General features: G+C 67.1%; 13 protein-coding genes and 1 pseudogene. 5 read left to right on the forward strand and 9 right to left on the reverse strand.

Annotation, left to right across the window (positions count from 1 at the left end):
* Positions 1 to 334 precede the first annotated feature (334 nt).
* Complete coding sequence (locus CcI49_RS41435) at positions 335 to 2278, forward strand: hypothetical protein (protein WP_131831028.1); 1944 nt, start codon at positions 335 to 337, stop codon at positions 2276 to 2278.
* A gap of 93 nt (positions 2279 to 2371) precedes the next feature.
* Here CcI49_RS41435 and CcI49_RS07505 read toward each other — a convergent pair.
* A pseudogene (locus tag CcI49_RS07505) lies at positions 2372 to 3609 on the reverse strand (IS256 family transposase).
* A 442-nt stretch (positions 3610 to 4051) separates the two neighbouring features.
* Here CcI49_RS07505 and CcI49_RS07510 point away from each other — a divergent pair.
* Positions 4052 to 6196: a hypothetical protein gene (locus CcI49_RS07510; protein WP_076825247.1), complete on the forward strand. Its 2145-nt coding sequence runs from the start codon at positions 4052 to 4054 to the stop codon at positions 6194 to 6196.
* A 558-nt stretch (positions 6197 to 6754) separates the two neighbouring features.
* Positions 6755 to 8497: a hypothetical protein gene (locus CcI49_RS07515; RefSeq protein ID WP_076825249.1), complete on the forward strand. Its 1743-nt coding sequence runs from the start codon at positions 6755 to 6757 to the stop codon at positions 8495 to 8497.
* Positions 8498 to 9322: 825 nt separating this feature from the next.
* Here the strand turns inward: CcI49_RS07515 and CcI49_RS07520 are convergent.
* The 8 genes from CcI49_RS07520 to CcI49_RS07555 form a co-directional block, all read right to left on the reverse strand.
* Positions 9323 to 10072: a hypothetical protein gene (locus CcI49_RS07520; RefSeq protein ID WP_241839945.1), complete on the reverse strand. Its 750-nt coding sequence runs from the start codon at positions 10070 to 10072 to the stop codon at positions 9323 to 9325.
* 146 nt (positions 10073 to 10218) lie between these two features.
* Positions 10219 to 11259, reverse strand: a complete 1041-nt coding sequence (locus tag CcI49_RS07525) for a thiopeptide-type bacteriocin biosynthesis protein (protein WP_054566839.1) — start codon at positions 11257 to 11259, stop codon at positions 10219 to 10221.
* Positions 11241 to 12458, reverse strand: a complete 1218-nt coding sequence (locus CcI49_RS07530; RefSeq protein WP_054566840.1) for a lanthionine synthetase C family protein — start codon at positions 12456 to 12458, stop codon at positions 11241 to 11243. Before CcI49_RS07530 ends, CcI49_RS07525 begins: the two co-directional genes overlap by 19 nt.
* Positions 12455 to 15544, reverse strand: a complete 3090-nt coding sequence (locus CcI49_RS07535) for a lantibiotic dehydratase (RefSeq protein ID WP_054566841.1) — start codon at positions 15542 to 15544, stop codon at positions 12455 to 12457. The genes CcI49_RS07530 and CcI49_RS07535 overlap by 4 nt, the downstream gene beginning before the upstream one ends.
* A 24-nt stretch (positions 15545 to 15568) precedes the next feature.
* The gene (locus CcI49_RS07540; protein WP_076825254.1) at positions 15569 to 15739 is read right to left on the reverse strand and encodes an FxLD family lanthipeptide; all 171 of its coding nucleotides are present in this window, start codon (positions 15737 to 15739) and stop codon (positions 15569 to 15571) included.
* Between the two features lie 49 nt (positions 15740 to 15788).
* On the reverse strand, positions 15789 to 17033 hold the full coding sequence (gene fxlM, locus CcI49_RS07545; RefSeq protein ID WP_347280105.1) for a methyltransferase, FxLD system: 1245 nt from the start codon (positions 17031 to 17033) through the stop codon (positions 15789 to 15791).
* Positions 17034 to 17070: 37 nt separating this feature from the next.
* A complete protein-coding gene (gene fxlM / locus CcI49_RS07550; protein ID WP_054566842.1) occupies positions 17071 to 18279 on the reverse strand; it encodes a methyltransferase, FxLD system in 1209 nt (402 codons plus the stop codon).
* On the reverse strand, positions 18279 to 18509 hold the full coding sequence (locus CcI49_RS07555) for a DUF397 domain-containing protein (RefSeq protein ID WP_241839946.1): 231 nt from the start codon (positions 18507 to 18509) through the stop codon (positions 18279 to 18281). The genes fxlM (CcI49_RS07550) and CcI49_RS07555 overlap by 1 nt, the downstream gene beginning before the upstream one ends.
* 283 nt (positions 18510 to 18792) lie before the next feature.
* Between CcI49_RS07555 and CcI49_RS07560 the strand changes: the two genes are divergently transcribed.
* Positions 18793 to 20085 carry a hypothetical protein gene (locus tag CcI49_RS07560; RefSeq protein ID WP_076825256.1) on the forward strand — a complete coding sequence of 431 codons (1293 nt, stop codon included), beginning with the start codon at positions 18793 to 18795 and terminating at the stop codon, positions 20083 to 20085.
* Positions 20086 to 20087: 2 nt separating this feature from the next.
* Complete coding sequence (locus CcI49_RS07565) at positions 20088 to 20660, forward strand: GNAT family N-acetyltransferase (RefSeq protein WP_076825258.1); 573 nt, start codon at positions 20088 to 20090, stop codon at positions 20658 to 20660.
* Positions 20661 to 20840: the final 180 nt, after the last annotated feature.

The following is a 20840-nucleotide window of genomic DNA, read 5'->3' on the forward strand; positions in this document are numbered from 1 at the left end:
TCAGGACTCCCGGCTACAGTACCACATCTTTGCTCCGTAGGCTAGCTGGACTCGCCATGGGTGTGGCTCGTTATGCATACCTACTGACGCAGCTCTGGCTCGTTTTGCCTCAAGTCCAGGAAGTGGTCTCGCGGATCCTCGCGACGTGATGTACTCGCGGTTGGGCGTATGGTCAACGTACGCCCAACCCGCCGTTGGAGTCGACAAATGGTGTCGAGACCACTACAGTGCGACATAGGATTTCGTTGATCGTCGTGCGGGGGCGCGGAGGATGAGATCTCCGGATAGACCGCCGTGCGGTGATTTTCTGCGCACGGTGAAGGAAAACTAATAGATGTCCTCGACGCTGCGATTGTTGGCATTGCGGATTCGGACGCATGACGGCTGGCAGGAACCGTACAATCTCGACGCGCCCTTGGTTGCTTTGGTCGGTCCCGTCGACCGTGGAAAAAGCTCGATGTTGGATTGCGTCGCGTTTGCCTTTGGTAGGGATATTAGGGAATTTCGAGGCGCCGTYGAGATTCAGCTCGTTGAGGTTGAAGTAACCGTCAGAATCGGCTCGGGTGTATATCGACTTAATCGATCCAGGTTTCCTCGCTCGTCGGAGGTGGAGATCTTTGACGCTTCAGGAACACCCGAGGGGAGCTTCGGACTAAAGGATCGTGGCGAGAAGCAGAGTCTATCCGACTGGATTCTCGAGCGCCTAGGTATGGACGATCGAATATCGGCTGTTCGTCTCCCCGGAGACAGGCGTTTGACCTTCGCGGACGACGTCTTTAGTTACTGTTATCTGGTCCAACAGGATATAGACCGACATATTGTAAGGCCACAGGAACGCGATACCGAACGCAGGGTTGTACTCAAACTTCTACTGAATTTGACGACGGCGGAATATGAGCGCACCTCCGGTGCTGTTCGGGACCTGAGGAATAAGATAAGGCGCCTGCGTCGAAATATGGATCTCATCAGGGGTTATGTCGACTCCTCCGATGTGACAAATGTCGCCGTGGTCGAGCAAAGGCTCGTCCAGCTCCGCGGTGACGAGTCCGTCGCTGACGCGGACCTCGCTGCTTTGAAATCAGATGCCCGACTATCGAGCTCCTTTGCGGACAAACTTCGTACCGAAGTTATGAAAGCTAGAATTAGTATGGCCGACGCAGAGTACGATCTCGATGGTTTGCGCTGGGAGCTTGGAAAGTCAGAGAATGCGCTTCGGGAGATTGTAGAGGCACTGGCTCATCTTGAGGAGCGAGACGGTGCGGCGTCTAGAGATTCTTACCGATTGCATCAAATTGAGGCTCTATGTCCGGCCTGCTCTTCGTCGGTTGATAGAAACCTTCCTGGTCGCTGCTATCTGTGTGCCCAGGATTTGCCGGAGTTTGCAATCAAGAACGAGCGTCGAAGGCTCGAGAAACGTCGCGAAGATGAGGATGTGCGGAARCGTGGACTGCTACTGAAGTGCGAGTCGGCCTTCGCTTTGGCTGAGGGTGCGAAAATTGAACTTCATCGACTCAACGAGGCGTTGAAGGCCAAGCTACTCGAAATTCCAGTCAGTCCACGTGTAGACGAAATTGCTGATGCCGCCGCACGTCTAGCTGCGATTAGACGTGAGATCGAGGTTCTCGAAAAAATTCGTAGCTCTCACAGTGAACTTCAGCGTCGAGATAAAGAAATCGAAAATTGCGAGAAGGAGGAAAAGGAGCTTCTTGAGCAGCTTCATCTGGCGGAAGCGGAGCTGGAGCCGATCGCTCGGGTGATCGATAATCTTAATTCAGACTTCCGAGCTGTCGTGGATGGCATGGATTTGCCGCATGCCACTGGTCAAGCAAGGATTGACCCATCAACTCTACTTCCTCTTGTTGATGAGCAGAATTTCGGGCAGCGAGGGGGCGGCGCACGCGCCGCTGTCAGTATAGGTTACAGCCTCGCGCTCCTGACCTACGCTCTAGGGAACTCGATATCGCTACTCCCTGGCCTTTTGATGATCGATTCTCCGCAGAAGAATTTCGGCGCTAACGAGTACGATACCGCATTGGCTCACCGGGTCTACAGTCAGTTTCTTGACTATGTTGATGCGAGATACGGGTCAAGACTGAATAGCCTTGACCGCCCGTATCAGTTGATAGTTGTAGACAATCATATTCCCAAGGATATGCGGCATCGCTTCATGATGCATGACCTAAGTAATGGTTTTATACGTAATCTTGCAAATCCTCATCGACGCCCGGAATCCACAGATGTTGCCGGACTTTGGTCGGATGATATGAGCGAAGAGTGAAGCTACTTCAATGGCCATCTTTGGCTCTGTGTAGATGTTGGTGTCCGAGAGTATCCGACTACCGGTGGATTGGTCGTGGCGGTTGGTGATGGGTTAGTGGGTGGTGGTCGGGGTGAGACGGCCCTCGAAGGCGATCGCGAGGGCGTTCACCGCGGGCTTCCATCTGATCATCCAGCGGGCCCGGCCACGGCCGGTGGGGTCCAGGGCTCGGGTGACCAGATACAGGCACTTGAGTGCGGCTTCCTCACTGGGGAAGTGACCGCGGGCGCGGACAGCTCGCCGGTAGCGGGCGTTCAGCGACTCGATCGCGTTCGTCGTGCAGATCATCTTTCGGATCTCCACGTCCTAGTCGAGGAACGGGATGAATTCTTCGCAGGCGTTGCGCCACAGCCGGATGTTGGCCGGGTAGCGCCCAGCCCCGGTCTCGGCGAATTCAGCGAAACGTGCCTCGACGGCGGCCACGGTCGGTGGCGTGTAGACCGGCTTGAGGTCTTTGGAGATCTTTCTCCCAGTCCTGCCGTCCGGCCTAACGAAAAGAATTCCGCAGGAGGTGAATGGCGCAGGCCGGCCCAGTGACCTGCAGCCACACCGTGGTGATGGATTCAGGGAGGCCTTTCAACCCGTCAGAGACGGCGATGCACACGTCCTCGATACGCCGGTTTTTGATCTTGGTGAGGACCTGGAGCCAGTACTTCGCGCCTTCGTGGCCGTCACCGGCCCACAGGCCCGCTCCCCGTGCACGGTCACACCGACGACGGCGTATAACGCCTGTTGGGGACCTAGCCGTCGCGGACCTTGACGACGACCGCGTCTACGAAGATCACTGGGTAGATGCCCGAGGTCGAGGGGCCGGTTGCGCCATTCGGTCATCTCGGCGACGAGCTCGTCGGTTATCCGGGAGATCGTGTCCTTCGACGCCGACGCGCCGTAGACCTCGCCGAAATGCGCGGCGATCTCACCAGCGGTGAGGCCGCGGGCGGACAGAGGCAGTACGATCTAGTCGATACCGTTCAGCCTGCGCTGCCTTTTCCGTACGATCACCGCTCGAAACTGGCGTCCCGGTCCCGAGGGACATCGATCTCGATCGGGCCGATCTCGGTCAGGACCGTCTTCGTTCGGATCTCGTTCTGGGAGTTCCCGTTGTCACGACCGGCAGGGTCGTGTTTGTCGTAGCCCAGGTGCGCGCTCATCTCCGCTTCCAACGCGGCTTCGAACACGGTCTTCATCAACCCGGTCAGCAGCCCACCGGGCCCGACGAGGTCCACACCTTCGGCGCGGGCCTTCGCGACGAGCTCGGCGGCCAGCTGCTGATGATCGATCGGGGTCGGCATGGGATCGAGCTTCCCGCTCGTGAGCGTCCCTTCGCACCGAGGCAGCCTCGGCGGCACGGGCCAGACCACACCCAACGTTGATCGGACACTCTCTCGAAGCGCTCGTCCGCCCCGGCCCGCCGTCTCGATCGGCTTCCACACCGGAACCATGGGACTGATGACGCCGCACGGCTGTTCACCGACGACGTGTTTCTTGCGAGGAGCGGTAGCCCACTCCGAAGCCATCGGCACCACGTTCGACCCGACCTACGACGCTACAACTGAGGGCAGACTTCAAACCCTCAGGGTCCGGGACGAGGCCCGCCTCGCCTGGGCCTCCGGACACTCTCGCCGTCGTTTCCACGATGCTCTGCGGGTCGTGGGCGAACCCCCTCGGCCTTCTCCGTGAAGCCTCCCAACGGATACCTGCCGCTGCCCCGCGCAATCGGGTTCAGTGCCAGTCATGTTTGGCCCGCTGCTGGATGGTCGGGCCTTCGGCCTCAGGGCCGACGAGTGGCTGCGGTGGACGTGGAGCACCTGCATCCCTTTTCGTCGCGTCGAATCCACTTGGTCAGAGACGGCGCCGTCCGCGACAATCCGTCGTATGCCCCTGCCTCAGGCAGCTGTCCAACGGTTGACCCAGGATTCGCTCGCGCGCTTGGGGCCGCTTGATCCTCTACCCGCAGCGTCGATCCCCGCGTCCCCGGATGGCTGGTCGTCCTCCCTGGCCGACCTGGCCTTCCTACGGGCGGTCGACGATCTGGCACGATTCGTAGAGGAGGTGAGGTCGGCATTCTTCGCGAGCGACGCCTCAGGTTTGCGGATCGCGTCGACCAGTCTGGCCGGCGGTGTGGCGGCCACGACTCACGACCTCTGGTGCCTTGCCTCGCTGAGGCCCGCCGACGCCGGCGCAGTCGAGCGGTTGCGGGCTGTGGTATCCGCTCGGGCCCGCGAGTCGTTGTGCGCGATCGCGACTGGGCGTGCGGTCGACGTGCCCGGCTTCCGCGCTGAGCTCAAGGCGCGTTACCGAGACTTGGTTGCGTTCTCCACTGCCACGGACGAAGACCCGTACCTGGCTGCCTTCGGCGTTCCGGCGGCGAGCCCGGAGAATGCGTGGCGGGTACCCGGGACAGTCAGGGTCCTCACGGCATTCCACGGCCGTAGCGACGAGCTCGGCGAGGTCCTCGACGTCGTGCTGGGAGTGTTCCCCGTCCGTCCGGAGCATCCCTTTGATGCGATCCGAGCTGCCGGGGCGCTCGTCAACGCACCCCGGCAGCTCAACGCGGTGAAGGCCGCAGTCGGCGTCTACCGGCTGGTCGAGCAAGGAATGGCTGTCGATCCAGTGGGTACCGCCGCGCTGCTGCGCGAGCTGATGTGGAGGGTCGACAGGAGCGCCGCCAATAGCAGGTCCATGAATCTGACTGTCCGTACGCTGCGCGAGGTAGGGAGGGAAGACGAGCAGGCGATGGTCGCTCTCGACCTCTATCGGAAGGTGGTCGAAGGGCAGTTGCGGCCGTGGGCGGCGGCCCTGCTTCGGATACGGGGACGCCGGCTTGTCCGGATACCGGAGCTGGCGGCGCTTCGAGATCAACTGCTCAGCGACGGCCATCCTCTTCTGGCCAGCGCCGCGGCACCGATCCTGAGTGTCGCCCGGAACGCGGCCGCGCACGAGGACTACGCGTGGGATGACGCCACGCAGCGACTCACGATCGGCGACAGTACGGTGACCCGCGAGGAGTTGAGGACCGCGACCGACCAGGCCTACTCGTTCATGAGCGGTGCCGAGTCCGGGTGGGCATGCGCACGAGCGGCCTCACCCGAACTCGGCGGTCTGCTGGACTCGCCAGGTCCCAAGACCAGATCCCGCATCCTCGACGAGCACCGTGCCGTGGCCGCTTTTGGCGGGTTCGGCCTGCACGTGATGGACTACCGCTACGAGCACGGCGAGTTCGTTGTGGACCTCGCCGCGCTGCCAGCCGACCAGGTCGCCCACTGCTGCGAGGCGATACTGATGGCGTCTCAGTACCTGGCCGACGCGGCGCGCGTCACGGTCACCGTCAGGGACGGCCGTCAAGCACCCGTCTTCGACGTCGACCGGTCGGTACTCGACGCGGCGTGGACGGCTCGGAAATCCACGAACGATCTGAGCGTCGGTCAGACGCCCAGCACCTTCCTGCCTCTGCTCGCCGCCGCCCGGTGTGCCGCCGAGACACCGCAGGATGCTGCGAGGGCGGCGGCCTGGTTCGCAGTCAACGACCTCGTCGTGGCGTTCGACGAGATGCGCGGGGTCCTCCACTCGGAAGCCGGTGTCGGTCTCCACGTCCTCGCCGAGCATCTCGTCGTGACCACCGCAGGTCTGGAAGCGACGGCTGCGGTGCTCCCACACACCGCCCTCCGGCCTGTCCGACGAATCCTCACCTTGGCCGGTCGCATGACAGAGGCGCTTCGGTCGACAGACGGCGACGCGGCACGTGACGGCCGCTTGGACGTGCTTGCTGCCGGCGCTCGTGCCCTTCGTGACCGTTGGCCCGTGCCTGCCCTCCTGCCTACCGCTCCGACAGCGAAGGGCCAAGAAGCGGTAGGCCGGTTCACATCTGGGCGACGTTGAGGGTTTCGAAACTTGTGGTGTAACGCGAGCCGACCGAGTTCGGAGCCGACGGCGAGGATCTCTATCTCGCCTGCAACGTGTTGCAGACCGCGCTCGCGTGGACGGTGAAGTCCGCCTGGCCGTTTCTGCTGAGCCGACGTCCGCCGGGGCGGTCGAGTTCGCAAGCCGGCACGTCACGCGTGACTTCATGGCACGAGCCGGCGGGGGTTCGCCGGGCCGCACGTGTGTCCCGAGTACAAGCTCGACGTCCGCCGGAACGGGTCCGCTGGGTGGCCCGGCGTCCCCGTCGTCGGCGAGTACGTGCCGACCGACCACGAATCCGGTCCGGAAAGTCCGCTCGACGACCCAGTCCGCCGACCCAGTCCGCCGACGCAGGATGCGCGGGCGGATCGAGCGGGTCGACGCTCGCAGGACTCGATCCCATCCACGCTCGTGACTTCAGGTTCAGTATCCTTCAGGTCTTCGGGCCCGCTGCCACCACGTGCGAGATTGACGAGGCGGAGTCGCACTGCAAGGAAGCGTTGCTCACGCGATGCTACGGAATGAACAGGAACTGGCATGGGGTCAGATAAGAATCGGGTCGCCTCGGCCGCCGAAACGAATGCAGCGCAGCCTCCAGGCGGCGGCGACTCGAACGTAGCCTTTCGCAACCCAGATGCGGCAGCGGTAGCAGCCAGCATCGACTACGACGGGATCAGCGCAGAGATCAAGAGACAGTACGACCTCGTACCTGAGATCGGCACCCGCTGGCGCTGGTACGACATTCCCTACCGCGCTATCAACTGGACGCTGTCTGGGTGGCGCCGTCGACTGATCCCTTGGCGCCTCCGCCTGCGCCTGAACAAAGRCCTCAACTTCTTCAACGCCTTCGACCACTTCGAACGATTGAAGATCGAGCAGCGCACCGATCGGCTACGCAATCTGATAGTCCCGGCAGACGAGGAGGTCTCCCAGGGGGGTATCTGGGTTGTCGAGTTCTTCCCGCCAAGCCTCTACGATGACTTGCTCCGAGCACTCAAGAAGAACGGCTGGGGTGACAGCAAGTTCATGGGCTCCATCGACGGCAGCAACGCCGAGCAGGTGGAGCGCGCGCGCCGAGGTAACGGCTTCCTATGGAGCCGTCTCGGCGCGGTGGCCAACCCCAATTCGCCCTACTTGGTCGACGCGGAGCGCGAAGTGCTGCCGTCCGAATTCGAACTGATCGAACTGACGGGCGTTCAGATCGGCACAAGCTTGACCGCCGTGGTCGCATTTATTCGACTCAGTGAGGAGGGGCGAGGCGCGCTGAACAAGGTCTGGAAGGCGAAGCATGAGCCGATCTTTGAGTGGCGAGGAATGCGGCGACCCCACACCGAGAACAGGTACTTCAGTGCGATCCGGGCAACGCAGCGAGAACGACAGCGACTACATGACACAGCACGCACGTGGCTAGCCGAGCGTTGTGGAGGCTTCTTCGCGCGCACCCCGGCACGTCAGCCAGTGATCGACTTCAACACGTTCAGCAAGTTCGACCCCACCGTGATGGTAGCTGGCAAGTCCATGGGAGACCCTTTGCGCGCTCTCGGCATGGAGGTCCGCCACATCTGCAACTACGTGTCACCACAGATCCCTGGCGCCGTACTCGTCCCAGGCGAGGCGCTGCCACGACCCAAGAAGCCACTACAGAACTGCTGGGGCGTCGTGGCCGCCTACCAGACCTTCTCGGACGCCAACGAAAGACCCGGGTACGGCGCGAGGCCCTACTCCGAAGGCATCCTTGCAGCACTGGTCAATGACGCCGTGCGCGCGTTCCTGCTCCACAATGCTGTTCTCCAGTATGCCCGCCATTTGAGGGAACAGGCGGCAGAACGGCGCGACACGGCACGGTCGAAGCACCGTGACTTCGGCCCTCGGCAACTGGACTCCCTCAAGCGCCACCTCCTGACGACAAGCCTTGACCTGCCTGCCGTTGCCCGTGACACGGCCGAGCTCTGGTCGCCGCATTGGAGGCGCTGGAATGGCATCGAAGTGAAGGCCGTGCCAGCGCCAGGAGTTCCGAACCCTCGGGAAGAATTCGATGTCATCGAAGATTTCGGCAAGTCGCGAGAGGAGCTGTTCGAGAAGCTCATAGCTGATGACGCGGCGTACCGAGAGGTACTTGCGATCACGTCTTCACTCGGAGCCAGTGCCGCCAGCTCCAGACTCGGCAGGAGAGCTCTGCTGGTGTCCTTCACCTCCCTTCTGGTGTCTGCGACAACTCTCGTCGCGGTGAACGGCCCCACCGCATGGAGTCGATTGGTCGATTGGCTGCCAGGACTGTAGGGCGTCACCGCATGTGGCACTCGAAGATGGTGTTGGCACGGTTCTCGCGGATTTCCCGGGTGTCCCGTTCAAGTAGTTCCAGTTGCACCGTTCCTCGGAACGACTCCGGCATCGAAATGTTGTAGCATTCGTCGACGCGTTGCGACGCGGACCGACGTGGAAGTGAAGCTGGTGTCGACAACGGCGACTCCGGACGAATGCGGACCTGAATGCGGCGCGTGCCGCCGGCGTGTTCTGTCGCACGTTGGAGCGGATGGGCGGGCCGCCGTCGGTTGATCGGCCACGTGTAAGGCTCGGCCGGCGGGACCGAACGGCGTCAGGCTGCTCTGTCGGCGGCAGAATCGGGTTCCATCTGCTGAGTTTGGCTTGGGTGTCGTTTCGCAGGTGCGCGACGAGAACGCGTGCGGTGCCTGCGCCGGGTGAGGGTAGCGTCCGACCCCGGGAAACCCGGTGCGCAAGTGTGGCCCGCGGATCATCACCTCTGCCGCGTGAAGGGCAGGTAGGCCAGGGCCGTAGAGGTCTGACGGTGATCTGACAGAAGTTGCATACGCAACAACAGTCAGATCACCGTCAGATCATTTTCTGGCTGATGTGGGATCCTCCGCTGAATAGCGAGGCTTGCCTGCAGGTCTCCGCTGGGTGCGGGACAGCTTCACCTTCCGGCACAGTGGCGATGAGATTTTTCGTGGGCCAGTTCTGGCGAGCCCTGGGGGTCCAGAGCTGGCCACCACCGTCCGGCAGGCATTGGTGGCAGATGCTCGGCCCCAGCGCAGGCCCGGAACGCTGCCCAGTGGAGCTGTTCCCGAGCATGGCCGTTGCGGCGGGTCATGTCTGACCTGGCCTCGTGACGGTGCCTTCTCTCGGGCGGGGTATGGCGCGGCGGAGAAGATGTGTGGCGCGGATGCGCAGCAGCCCCGCATGATCGATACCGGTGCCGGAGGGGACGGTGTCGAGTAGCTCGGCGATGACGGCCAGTTCGGCGTACCGGCCGCTCTCGGTGGAGAGCGCGTCTGCGAAGCCCGCCTGAACCTGTGCGGCGAGCGTTGGCATGAGCAGGCTGTGGCAGTAGAGGGTGGCGGCGTCGTAGCCGGAGGGTGCCAGGCCCCAGCCTTCCCAGTCGAGCACGCGGAGGGTGGGGCCGCAGAGGTTGGCCCAGTGCAGGTCTCCGTGCGCAGTTACCCACGGTGCGGGCGCCGTGGTGGTGATCGGTTCGCCGAGCATCCTGGGCATGACGTCGTCGAGGTTGGACTGCTCGATGGTGCGCCGGTCGGTGGAGACCGTGGCGAGGATGCGCAGGGAGTGGCGCAGTGCCTGGAACCATTGCCTGTTCGGTGAGTCGGTGAGCCGCCGCGGCACGGTGGTGACGGCGAGAGGTCGGACGTGGACGCGGTCGTACAGCTCGGCGCGGTAGTCCCAGCCGTCGTGGTGATGGTCGTGGATCGCGCGTAGCGCTGGGCGTGGGATGGATGCTGGCAGCGCCTGCTGTGCGGTGCGCCCGCCGTCCCAGAACGTGGTGATCTGCTGTCCAGCTTCGGCGGCGGCGATCCGCAGCCAGCCTGGGCTGTCGGAGGTCATTACCGGTCGGCCGAGAGTTCGTCCGGCGAAGCCCCACGCTTCCTCAGCCTGGGTCCGGTCGACCGTGACCCGGAGGGCGGTGCTGGCGCGCTTGTGCGCTGCGCGCATGCGGGTGACGGTGTCTGCGTCGTTCGGCGGCGGCCACATCAGCGTGCCTGCGGCGTTAGCGCTTCGGGGAGTGCGGGAGCGCGGAGAATGGTTTCGCGTGCTGTGGCGGCGAGTATGCCCTGGGTCTCGACATTCAGGCCGAGGCGGTTCCAGTGGAAGATCACATGGTGGGCGAGGACGTCGCGTAGCCCGCGGCGCAAGGTCCCGGTGTGTGCGGCCTGGCCAAGGGCCCGACCGGCATTGTGAAAGGCGCTGGCCCAGATTGCCAGGTTGGCCAGCGGTCGGTCCGCGCTGAACAGGTCGCCTGCCGGGTCGGTGTCGGCGGTCAGCAGCCTGCGTAGAGCGGTGGCCAGCCGTTGAATTTCGGCGGCGGTGGGTGATGTTGCTGGTGGAGGGCGTAGGCGGCTGACGCGGTCGAAGACGTCGCCGCGTTCGTACCAGTCCAGGCCTGCGGTGCGCATGAGCGTGCCGATCAACAGTATCGACAGTTCGCGGCGGCCGAGAGTCGGCGGGGTCCTGCTGGTGATCTCGCTGTGGATGCGGTCGAGGATGTGGCCGCTGTCGGCGGTGAACAGCCGGTGCGCTATGTCGGTGCCGATCTCGCCGCCGAGGGCGTACTCCTCCGGCTCGTAGATCCCTTCCGTCCAGGTGTGGATCGTTCCGGCCGGGGTCAGGTCGTCGAAGGCGGGGCGGAGGGTGGCACGGAGCTCCGCCACAGATTGGCCGCTGGCTGGGGAGAGCCGTAGCCGCCAGTCGGGCGACTTGCGTACGAACCACCAGGAGTCGACAGAGTCGGTGGCCTGGGCGTGGCGCAGGACGGGTGCCAGGTGGGTGGCTGCGGCGGTCTCTGTGTCCGCTGGGTCGGGGAACGTGACGCGTACCTGGAACCAGGCGGTGCCTTGGACTGCGAGCGCGGCGCGACCTGCCGCCTGGTAGGTGGCTACGGCTGCGGCGAGCTGGTCGGGAGGCAGGGCGGCATGGGCTGCCGCAGTGGGTAGCGGGATGCCGGCCAGCACGGCGAGTACGGCCTGTTCGGTGCCGATGGCTCTGCTGGGGACGGTCAGTGGATCAGCAGGCATCTGTCCCATCCGGTGGCCGGTGTGCCGGTGGCGACGCTGTGGAGGACGAGGGCGATGCCGGTGTCTCCTTCGAGGAGCCCAGCAGCCCGCCCGCTGGTTGAAGGGGCCGAGAGCAGGAGGAAGGCCGCGAGTGTCGGCAGGTGGCGGCTGAGGGTGTCGGTGGTGGCGTCGGCGGCGGCGCGGGTGACGGTTTGGTAGAGCCCGGCCCATCCGTGGCATAGCCCGGCGTCGGTGAGGTGGGCGAGCTGGGTGGAGTCGGCGATGCAGGCGGCGAGTGCCTGTTCGGCGGAGTTCTGGCGGGTGGTGTCACCGGTGGCGAGGCCGGCAAGCTGAAGGGCGCGGGCGATCCCAGGGGTGCCGTAGCACCAGCTCGGACGGCCGGGGCCGGGCTGGGCCGGTGCTGCGGAGTGCTGGTTGGCGCGAGTGATCCACTGGGGCCAGAACGGGCCGGCAGGGGAGTCTTGGCGCCATCGGTCGTAGAAGGCGGACAACCTGCTGATCGCGTCGGTCTGACCGTCGACGTGTATCCCGGCGCGGGCAGCGAGCGCGAGCAGGGCCAGCGGGCCGGCGGCGCCGTGGGCCATGCCGAGGTTGGCGTGTCCACCGGCGAATTCCGGCGCGTTGCCCTGGGATGGGTCGTGGCTGCACCACCAGCCGGGGAGTTCCTCGCCGCCGAGGTTGAGGGGTGTGGTGAGGCGGACGAGGTAGGCGAGGATGCGGCCGAGGGCGTCGTCGCCGGGGGTGTGGGCGAGGAGGTGGGCGCCGATGCCGGTCAGCCCGCTGATGACGTCGTACTCGGTGAACCGTCCCGGTTCACCTCGGTCGATGCGGGCGTTGGCGGCGTCGACGCGGCGGTGGGCGATGGTGGCGACGGCCTGATCGAGCGCGGTGCGCGCTGTGGTGTAGCGGCGGCTCTGCCCGGCGGCGGTGTGGAGGGCGAAGGCGACCGCCGGGGCGCCGGCGTAGAGCGAGCTGTCCATCGCCACGCTGACGTGGCCGGAGGTGGCCGCGGTCAGCCACGTCTGGACGGGCTCCCAGCGCTCGGCGCTGGCGTGCGCTCGTTCGGCATGGAGGAGGGCGATGCCGGCCGCTCCGTCGGCGAGCGACTGCACGGTCTGCCCGAGTTCGCTCTGAGCCGGGATGGTGAGACGGGTGGCGAGGCTGGCTGCGGTGGCGGCGGCCTGATCGCGGTCGATCACGAGACGGTTGCTTCGGTGGTCGCGAGGATGCGTGCGGCTGTGGCTCGGGCGAGAGCGATGCAGGTCTGTTCGGCGGCGGGGTTCAGGCCGAGGGTTCGGACGGCCTGCAGGTGCAGCAGCGAGGCCAAGGCCTGGTTAGGCGGGCGCTGCGCGGCGAGGGCATTCCGGTAGGCAGCCAGTGCTGCTGCCCGCGTCTGCCAGGCGGACAACACGGTGTCGGCCCCCGGCACGGCCCGCAGACGGGCGAAGTCATCTCGGGGGTTGGCCAGGTGCAGTGCGGTGGTGCGTTCCGTCCGTGGGACGCGGGCGGGCTCGTGGGGCAGCACGTCACGAAGCCACCGCATGCCGGTGGAAGACGCGCCGGTGAAGGCGATGGCCATGTCGATCAGGCCGGCGACGGTGAGCGCTTCGACGGGCAGGCGGGCGCTGGCGGCGAGGCGGCGGGTGGCGAGGGCGGCGGCGGAGTCGGCGCTGAAGACGGCTTCGGCGGCGGTCATCGCCGGGCCGCAGCCGTAGCGGCCGGTTTCCGGTTGGTAGGTGTCGAGGTGGAGGTGGGACAGCAGTCCGGCCTCGCGCTGTGCCGCCGCCCAGGTTCCCAGCCGCGTGGCCGCCGGCCCGTAGCCGCCAGGTTCGTTGACGGCGAGGCGTAGTCGCAGGTGGGGCTCGGTGTCGCGGTAGGGCAGGAACCACCACGCGGGCGGGTCGGGCCACGCGTCCATGAGGTTGTGGAGGCGGGTGAGGAGATCGGTGGCCCGGTCGGGGTGGCCGTAGAGCCGGGCCGACAGCCACGGCGACACACCGGGTAGCTGGGCATCCGACCGAGTAACGGGCACGGTTGCCGCGAGGCGTTCCGGTGCTGGTCCCGGGAGGGGTGCGGCGGTGGTGGCGAGCGGGATGACCAGTTCGTGGGCGTGGCCGTCGAGCCAGCCGAAGGCGCCCGGGGCGGCGTCCTCGTCGAGTCGAGCGGAGCCGTGGCGGTGCAGGTGATCGCGTAGCAGGGCCAGGTGAGAGTCAGCGTGCAGGTCGAGACGCAACCGGTTGTCGGTCTCGACGAGCTGGACCCGTGCGGGCACTGGGATCGTGCCGCCCCAGCGGGCCAGGGCCTCGCGCCATTCCTTCGCCGGCTCGGCGCGGCCGGGCAGGTCGGCGGCTGTGAGGTTCCAGCGGGCCGGGGCGAGCACGGTGCGCCGATGGACGAGCCGGGGCAGGAACGGCAGCCCACTGACGGTGCCCCAGGAGAAGGGGATGGAGACGGCGACGCGGGCGGTGGGCAGCTCGCACAGGAACCGTGCCAGCGGGTGGGTGTGGTACCGGAACTCCACCGCGTGCGCGGCGGACGGCTCGACGAGACGCCGGTCGGGCAGCGACACCAGGTAAAGCCCCTCAGCGTCGGCACCGACAGCCAGATCGGCTGGACGCAGCACGCACGGACCGGCGTCGTGATGCTCGGCAAGCGTGATCACCGTGTCGGTGAGCCGCGGTGATCGGGCCACGCCGACGGTGGCTGCGGGAAGCGGCGGACAGGAAACCTGCGCGGCCGTCGCGCCGGCCCGCATGGTGGGCAGTGCGGCGTAGATGTCGCGGAACCGGTCGAAGGACGCGGGGTCGAGCAGGTGCAGGAAGCGGCCAGTGGTGGTTGCGGCGGCGCGTCCGCCTCCGGTCACACGCAGGGTGAACAGGCCGCGGGACAAGGCCGGCAGGTCGTTGGCGTGGACCTCGGCAATGAGTTCGGCGTGCGGTGGAACCCTGGCCGGTGCGGTGTCGCCGGCCAGAGCCGCGATGGCGGCGTCGCCGAGGCGTACCTCGAGCGAGCCGTCCAGGGCCGCCCGCTGCGCGAGGGCGGCCAGGCGCTGATCGCGGGCCGCGTTCCCGCCGGGGCGGTGGGAGCGTGTGGAGCCGCGGAAGGTGGCGGGCAGACCGAGGCCGGTGTCAGGGTTGACGGCTTCCAGCAGTGGGACGAGGGCGGCGGGACCGTAGCGTTCCAGGAAGGCTTCGTGCCAGTCCGCCCACTCCGAGGGGACGGCAGTCGGCGGCGTGAGCCGGGCGAGCGCCTGAGCGGCGGCCCCTGCCTCCTCGGCGACAGCCGCCGGTAGGACCACATCCGCGTTCAATACGAGGCCTACGTCGAGGTCCGGGTCGGCGCTGGGGACGACGCGCCGTTGAAGTGCAGCTGCCTGCGTGCGCAGCGCGCGACGGTGCGAGGCCGAGCTCGAGTTGTCGTGGTGGGTGAGCAGGTCTTGTAGGTCGCGGATCGTGCTGAGGCGGCCGGCGAGTGGGGGCAGGTCGTAAGTCCGTGCCGCGGCCAGTTGGTCGGTGACTTCGCCGAGCGGATCGGTGATGGTCGTCGGCGGGCGTAGGGGTGTGTGCAGGAACCGGCGGCGGACCAGCTCGATCACCATGGTCTCGATCTGGCCGGTAGCGGAGGCGGGTGCGTCGGCGGCGAGGCGAGCGACCAGCTCGGGGACGGGCCGCGAGCTCGCCGCCTGGCGCAATGTGGCCTCCACAACCCGGGTGCGGCGCACCGACACCTCGACCACCGTCTCCTCCCCGGCATCGTCGCCGGGCCGGACAACAGGGCCGATGAACAGTCGGTCGCCTCGGGCGACTGGCAGCCCGTCGGCAGCAACCGGCAGCCGCCGCAGCAGCATGTCGCACGCTTCCAGATCGTCGGCGAGCGCGGCGAGCCAGCCGCCGCCCGGCCGGGCGTGAACCCGATGCTCGTCGCCGAGCCGGACACGGGCCCGCGGGCCGAAACCCGCGGGCCCGACACCGGCGAACAGGCCGAACGGGGTGGCGCGCCCGAGCATCCGCAACGTGTACCGGGCTGTCGCCGTGACAGCCCGCCGGACGGCCCGCCGATCGTGGCACTGCCCGTCGAAGATCGACGCGACCCGCGCCGCCAGCGACGGGCTGGCGAGCGTCATCGCGTCGGCGAACACGGACCGTGCCCAGATGTCCCGCAGCCAATCCGTCCAGCCGGCTACAGCGCCGTCGGTGTTGTCGTCGAGGTCGGGCCATGGCGGTAGGTCGACATCGGCGGGGACCACCGCCATCCGTAGCAGCGGAACGTCAAGGCTGCGGTACATCACGCACCTCTCAGCGGCGGAGGTTCAGTTCTGCTTGCAGCTGGTGCAGGCCGACGAGCAGGTCTTGCCGCAGTTGTCGCTGGTGGAGCGCAGCAGCTCGGGGATGACGGGTCCGCCGTCGACGATCTCGACGTCCAGGTCGTAGTCGCCGGCGAGGGGGAGCGGAGCCGGGGCGGTTGAGTGGGCAGGAGTCATGGCGATGCCTTCCTTCAGAAGGGTGGTGGTGAGTGTGTCGCTGTGCTGGTCAGGGCCAGCTCAGGACGACGATGCGATGACGCTTGGCGATCACCCGGCCGGCCGGGAGTGCCTCTGCCGGAGTTGTGGCCGGGTGGACGCTGATCGTGGCCGCGGGCCCGTCGCGATGGGTGCGGTTCCAGACCTGGACCTGCGTGATGACCAGGTCGGCGAGGTGGGCGGCGTGGGGTCCGTGGGCGTAGGCGCCGAACTCGTAGGTGTCGTCGCCGTCCTCGACCTTTCGTAGAGTGAGGTAGGCGAAGCTGTCCGCTTCCACGGCGGTGGGGGTGCCGATGGGGGAGACGGGGTCGACGAGTTCTCGCGCGGTCTGGGAGCGGGCGCGGGAGAGCAGGCCATAGTTGTCGAGGGTGCCGGCCAGCCATAGCAGCAGCCCGTCGAACGGTTCCATCCCGCCGAACCGCACCCCCGACCACGCCTCGGCCCGCGGGGTGAGCAGCGCGGCCCGCAGCGCGGCGGCGTCGAGTTCGGGAACCTGCTCGTCGAACCGCAGGCCCACGTCGGCATCGTGAAGCGGGACGAGGCGTTCGGGATGGGCGCCGTCGCCGCGCACGGGCACGAAGCCGGCCATCTGATGGTCGAGACTGACCAGAACGCCGTCGCGGGGGGTGAGCGCGACCGTGCGGCTCAGCCCCCGCATCCGCAGGGGGACGACGATCCGGCCGTCCGGGGCGAGCTGATCGGTCCAGGCGGGTGGGATGTCCCAGGCGCCCGCGGTGACGATGATCCGGTCGTAGGGTGCCTGCTCGGGGGCGCCGTGTTCGGCGTCGGCCAGCACGACGTGGACCTGGTCGTAGCCTGCCGCTGCGAGGCAGTGGTGGGCTCGTTCGGTGACGTCGGCGTCGATGTCCATGGTGGTCACCGCGCCGGTCGGGCCGACGAGTTCCGCGATCAGTGCGGCGTTGTAGCCTCCGGAGCCGACTTCGAGTACCCGCATGCCGGGGCTGATCCCGGCCTGTTCGAGCATCGTGGCCTGTAGCCAGGGCGCGGAGACTGAGCTGACGGTCATGCCGTGCTGGTCCTGCTTGGTCCGCACGATGTCGTCGGCGTAGGCGTCCTGGAGCGACACCTCGGGAGCGAACAGGTGCCGCGGCACCGCGCGGAACGCGGATTCGACCTCCTTCGTTCTGATCGAGCCCGCCCCGACGAGGTCATCCACGAGGCGGGCCCGCAGATCCTCAGCGCGTGCTTCCTCGTCGGCTGCGGGCGGTCGTTGATGCCCGTGCACGTCGCTCAACACCGTTCTCCTCTCACGATCGTCGGATGGTTGGGTTTCAGCCCCAGGTGATCAGGAGCTGGGCGGATGGTTTCGTGAGGATCCGGCCGGCCGGCGCCGAGGCGCGGCCGGCCTCGGTGGGGTAGACGCGGATGGTGGGGTCCGGCCCACCGCGCCGCTCGGCGTCCCACATGCGGACGTCGTCGGTGAGCAGGTCGGCGAGCCGGTAACGGTCGGGGCCGTACGCGACGACCCCGATCTCAACCCCGGTCCCGCCGGTCGGGTTGAAGGTCAGGTAGGCGAGGCTGTCGTCGGACCAGCAGGCTGACACCCCGGCCGGAGTCGTGGGCGCAGGCAGTTCGGCTCCTGCGGAGGCGTCGGTGCCGTGGAGCCGGCCGTAGGTGGGCTGCACGGTGGCGAGCCACAGATCAAGACTCGGCAGGTCATCTGCGGAGGGGGAGAGGGACACCCCGGCGGAGTGGGTGTGGCTCGGCCCGCTGATCGCGTCGCGGAGCGCGTCGGGATCAGCGTCCTGGCCGTCGTCGACGTCAAGATGGACCCCGTCGGTCAGGCGGATCATCCGAGGCGAGGAGACACGGGCCCCGGCACCCTGGAGACGGACGAAGCCGTACGGCCGCATCGAGTCCGAGGCTAGAACCTCGCCGTCCCAGGTGAACGCGACGGTGCGCAGCAGGCCGCGTAGCTGCAGCGGGATGACGATGCGTCCGCCGGGGACGAGCTGGACGGTCCAGGCCGGTGGGATGTCGGGTGCGTTGACGGTGACGACGATCCGGTCGTAAGGAGCGCGGAGCGGAAACCCGAAATAGCCGTCGTTGATCAGTGCCGTGACGTCGGTGTAGCCGGCTTTGTCCAGACAGGCGTGGGTGCGGTGGACTACGGACTGGTCGATGTCGATGGTGGTGATGTGGCCGGTAGGCCCGGCCAGCTCAGCCAACAGCGCCGCGGTGTAGCCGCCGGAGCCAATCTCCAGAATCCGCTGGCCGGGTTCGACCCGGAGCTGCTCGAGCGTCGCCGCGACGGTGGAGGGCCGCGACACCGCGCTGAGCGGTGCTCCGTAGACATCCCATTTCGTGACGACGACGTCGTCCTTGTAGGCCTCCTCGGTGGAGGCGTCGGGCAGGAACAGGTCCCGGGGCACGGCGCGCAACGCGGCCACGACCGGGGCCGAGACGGGCTCCTTCGCCAGGACCAGGTCGACCATGGCCGTGTGCAGCAGCGCGATCGACGCCTGCGCCGAGGCGGGCATCACGCCACCTCGCCGAGCAGGTCGTCGTACTCGCCCCGCTTGACCGCACGGACGAAGTCCCCGAACGCGCCGGGGGTGGTTCGCACCGACGGGCCCAGACTCGACCTGATCAACACACGGTGATCGTCGAGGGCGACCTCGACGGCATCGGGCACCGTCGGATCGAGCGTGGACGGGCGCCGCCATCGTGGGACGGCCAGGACAGGCATGCCGGTGGGCGCAACAGACACGGGTTCCTCGAAACGATGCGATCGGTGTGGACGGGTGGAGCCCGCCGAACCCAGGCCGCACGACTCGGCCCAGGCCCGGCGGGAGCAGAAGCGGCGACACGACACGACCCGGGGTTCATCCGCCCTGAGCTGGTGGAACGGACGGGATCGGATCGGCGTGTTCACCGCGCGCAGCACCCATGACACACTGCGCCCAAACGGAGCAACAGAACGCAACGGCTCGTTGCGTGCATGCAACAGCTCGTTGCACCCACCTGCGTAGGCGTCGACGGGGAGGCCGAAGGTGCAAGCTGGTCAGCGAAACGACGCACTCGCCAACCTGGCCGATCTGCTGCGGACACTGCGTGATCAGCATCGGACCAACAACAGCCGGCTCGAAGCCCGCACCGGCTTCAAGCGCCAGCAGATCTCTCGGGCCGTCAACGGCCAGGAGATCCCGTCCGCGGACCTCGCGGACGCGCTGGACACGGCGTTGGCCGCAGGGGGAGCCATCCGGCGGTTGCGGGACGAAGCTGTCAGGGAGAAGCGGGCCCGGGATCTTGGGCTCGACCCGAGCAGGCAGGAGGAACCCGTGGACGCCAACCGCCGGCAGGCGTTCGAACTCGCCGCCGCGAGCCTCGTCGCCGCCCAGATGTACCGGGAGTGGACCTCGTCCGCCCCCGATGTGCTGACCCTCGACGAGATCGACGACGCGATCAACGCGCACACCGTCGCGTTCACCGTCGAACCGCACCAGCGGCTCGCGCCGAAGGTGTGGAAGACGTGGAAGTCGGCGCACCACCACCTGATGAACGGCAGCGGCCGGGCCCGCCCGCAGACCCGGCTCACCGTCGCCGCCGGCTACGCCTCCTACATGCTGTCGCGGCTGTCGTTCAACCTCGGCGACACCCTGGCCTCCCGCCGGTTCATCCGCCTCGCCGAGGACCACGCCAGCCAGACCGACGACGTCGTCCTCACTGCGTCGGTTGGGGAGATGGTGACGACGCTGGCGTTCTACGGCCGCCGCTACCAGGAAGCCGCCGTCTCGGCCCGGAAAACCGCCGTCGTGGCGGACAACCCGTACACCCGCGCCCGGATCGCCAGCTACGAAGCACGAGCCCTCGGCGCGCTCGGCGACGCCTCCGGGACCAGGGCGGCGTTGAACCGGATGCGCACGTCGGTCACGGACCTGCCGCTGCAGCCCGGGATCAGCCCGTTCGGCCCAGCCGCCGCCGAGATGATGTACGCCGGGGTCCTGACCCGGATCGGCGGTGGCGTCGAGGCCGAGCCGATAGCCCGAGCCGCGCTCGCCGCCTACGAAGGAGGCCAGGCGGGCGGGTTCGAGGACTACGGCCACGCGCTGCTCGCGCTCGCGGCCAGCCTCACCGCCCGTGAACAGCCCGAGATCGACGAAGCCGCGACCATGGCCGGGAAGGTCGTCGACATGCTCGACACCCGGCCCACCGCCTCGGTCTCTGACCGGGTCGCAGAGATCGCCACGGCGTTCACCGGCCACCTCACCATCGAACCCGTCCGCGATTTCTGGGACCKCTGGCAGGCACGCCCTCGCCTCGAACTCACCGTGGGCCAGGCGTGACCATGACCCTCCACTACGGAACCCCGACCGTCGTCACCATCCCCACCGTGCTCACCGAGCGGCTGGTGCTGCGCGGCTGGATGGCCGCCGACCTGAACCCCTACGCGGCGATGAACGCGGACCCGGAGACGATGCGCTACCTGGACGGCACGTTCGACCGGGCCGGCACCGAGCGGCTGGTCACCCATCTGATCGGTATGTGGGCGATCCGCGGGCACGGCATGTGGGCGGTCGAGGACCGAGCCAGCGGGGAGTTCCTCGGCCGGGCCGGCACCTACTTCGCGCAGGGCTGGCCGGGGGTGGAGGTCGCGGTGTCGATCCGCCGCGACCGCTGGGGCCAGGGCCTGGGCACCGAGGCGATCACGGCGGCGCTCGACTTCGGGTTCGCCCACCTCGACGTCGACGAGCTGATCACCGCCACGCATCAGGAGAACACGGGCATGAACACGATCGCCCGCAAGCTCGAGATGACCTTCCGTGAGATCGCCGACGTCGGCCCCTGGAAGGCCAACAACGTCCACGCGATCAGCCGGGCTGTCTGGACCTCCAGCCGACCGGAAGCGGTCCAAAACTAATCGTTGCGTGCATGGTCGTAGAGATCGGGGACAGATGGCCATTCGGTGAGATGATCGGCCCGTCGATGGYCGGGAGCCGTCGTTGTTGGCCAGGCTGCGGGTGGTGCTGAGCAATGCCGGGGCATTCTTGCGCCCGTCGTCGGCCGAGGCGGATGCTTTGTGGTGGCATGAGCTTGCTGG

It is taken from the genome of Frankia sp. CcI49 (assembly GCF_001983215.1).
In the GTDB taxonomy this organism is placed as follows: Bacteria; Actinomycetota; Actinomycetes; order Frankiales; family Frankiaceae; genus Parafrankia; species Parafrankia irregularis.

What these genes read in the sequence shown, in the direction of transcription:
- fxlM (WP_054566842.1), bottom strand. Translation starts at nt 18,279, where the DNA reads ATGCCCGCCTCGGCGCAGGCGTCGATCGCGCTGCTGCACACGGCCATG.
- CcI49_RS07525 (WP_054566839.1), bottom strand. Translation starts at nt 11,259, where the DNA reads ATGCCTGCTGATCCACTGACCGTCCCCAGCAGAGCCATCGGCACCGAA.
- CcI49_RS07565 (WP_076825258.1), top strand. Translation starts at nt 20,088, where the DNA reads ATGACCCTCCACTACGGAACCCCGACCGTCGTCACCATCCCCACCGTG.
- CcI49_RS07510 (WP_076825247.1), top strand. Translation starts at nt 4,052, where the DNA reads ATGTTTGGCCCGCTGCTGGATGGTCGGGCCTTCGGCCTCAGGGCCGAC.
- CcI49_RS07540 (WP_076825254.1), bottom strand. Translation starts at nt 15,739, where the DNA reads ATGACTCCTGCCCACTCAACCGCCCCGGCTCCGCTCCCCCTCGCCGGC.
- CcI49_RS07535 (WP_054566841.1), bottom strand. Translation starts at nt 15,544, where the DNA reads ATGTACCGCAGCCTTGACGTTCCGCTGCTACGGATGGCGGTGGTCCCC.
- CcI49_RS07520 (WP_241839945.1), bottom strand. Translation starts at nt 10,072, where the DNA reads ATGACCTCCGACAGCCCAGGCTGGCTGCGGATCGCCGCCGCCGAAGCT.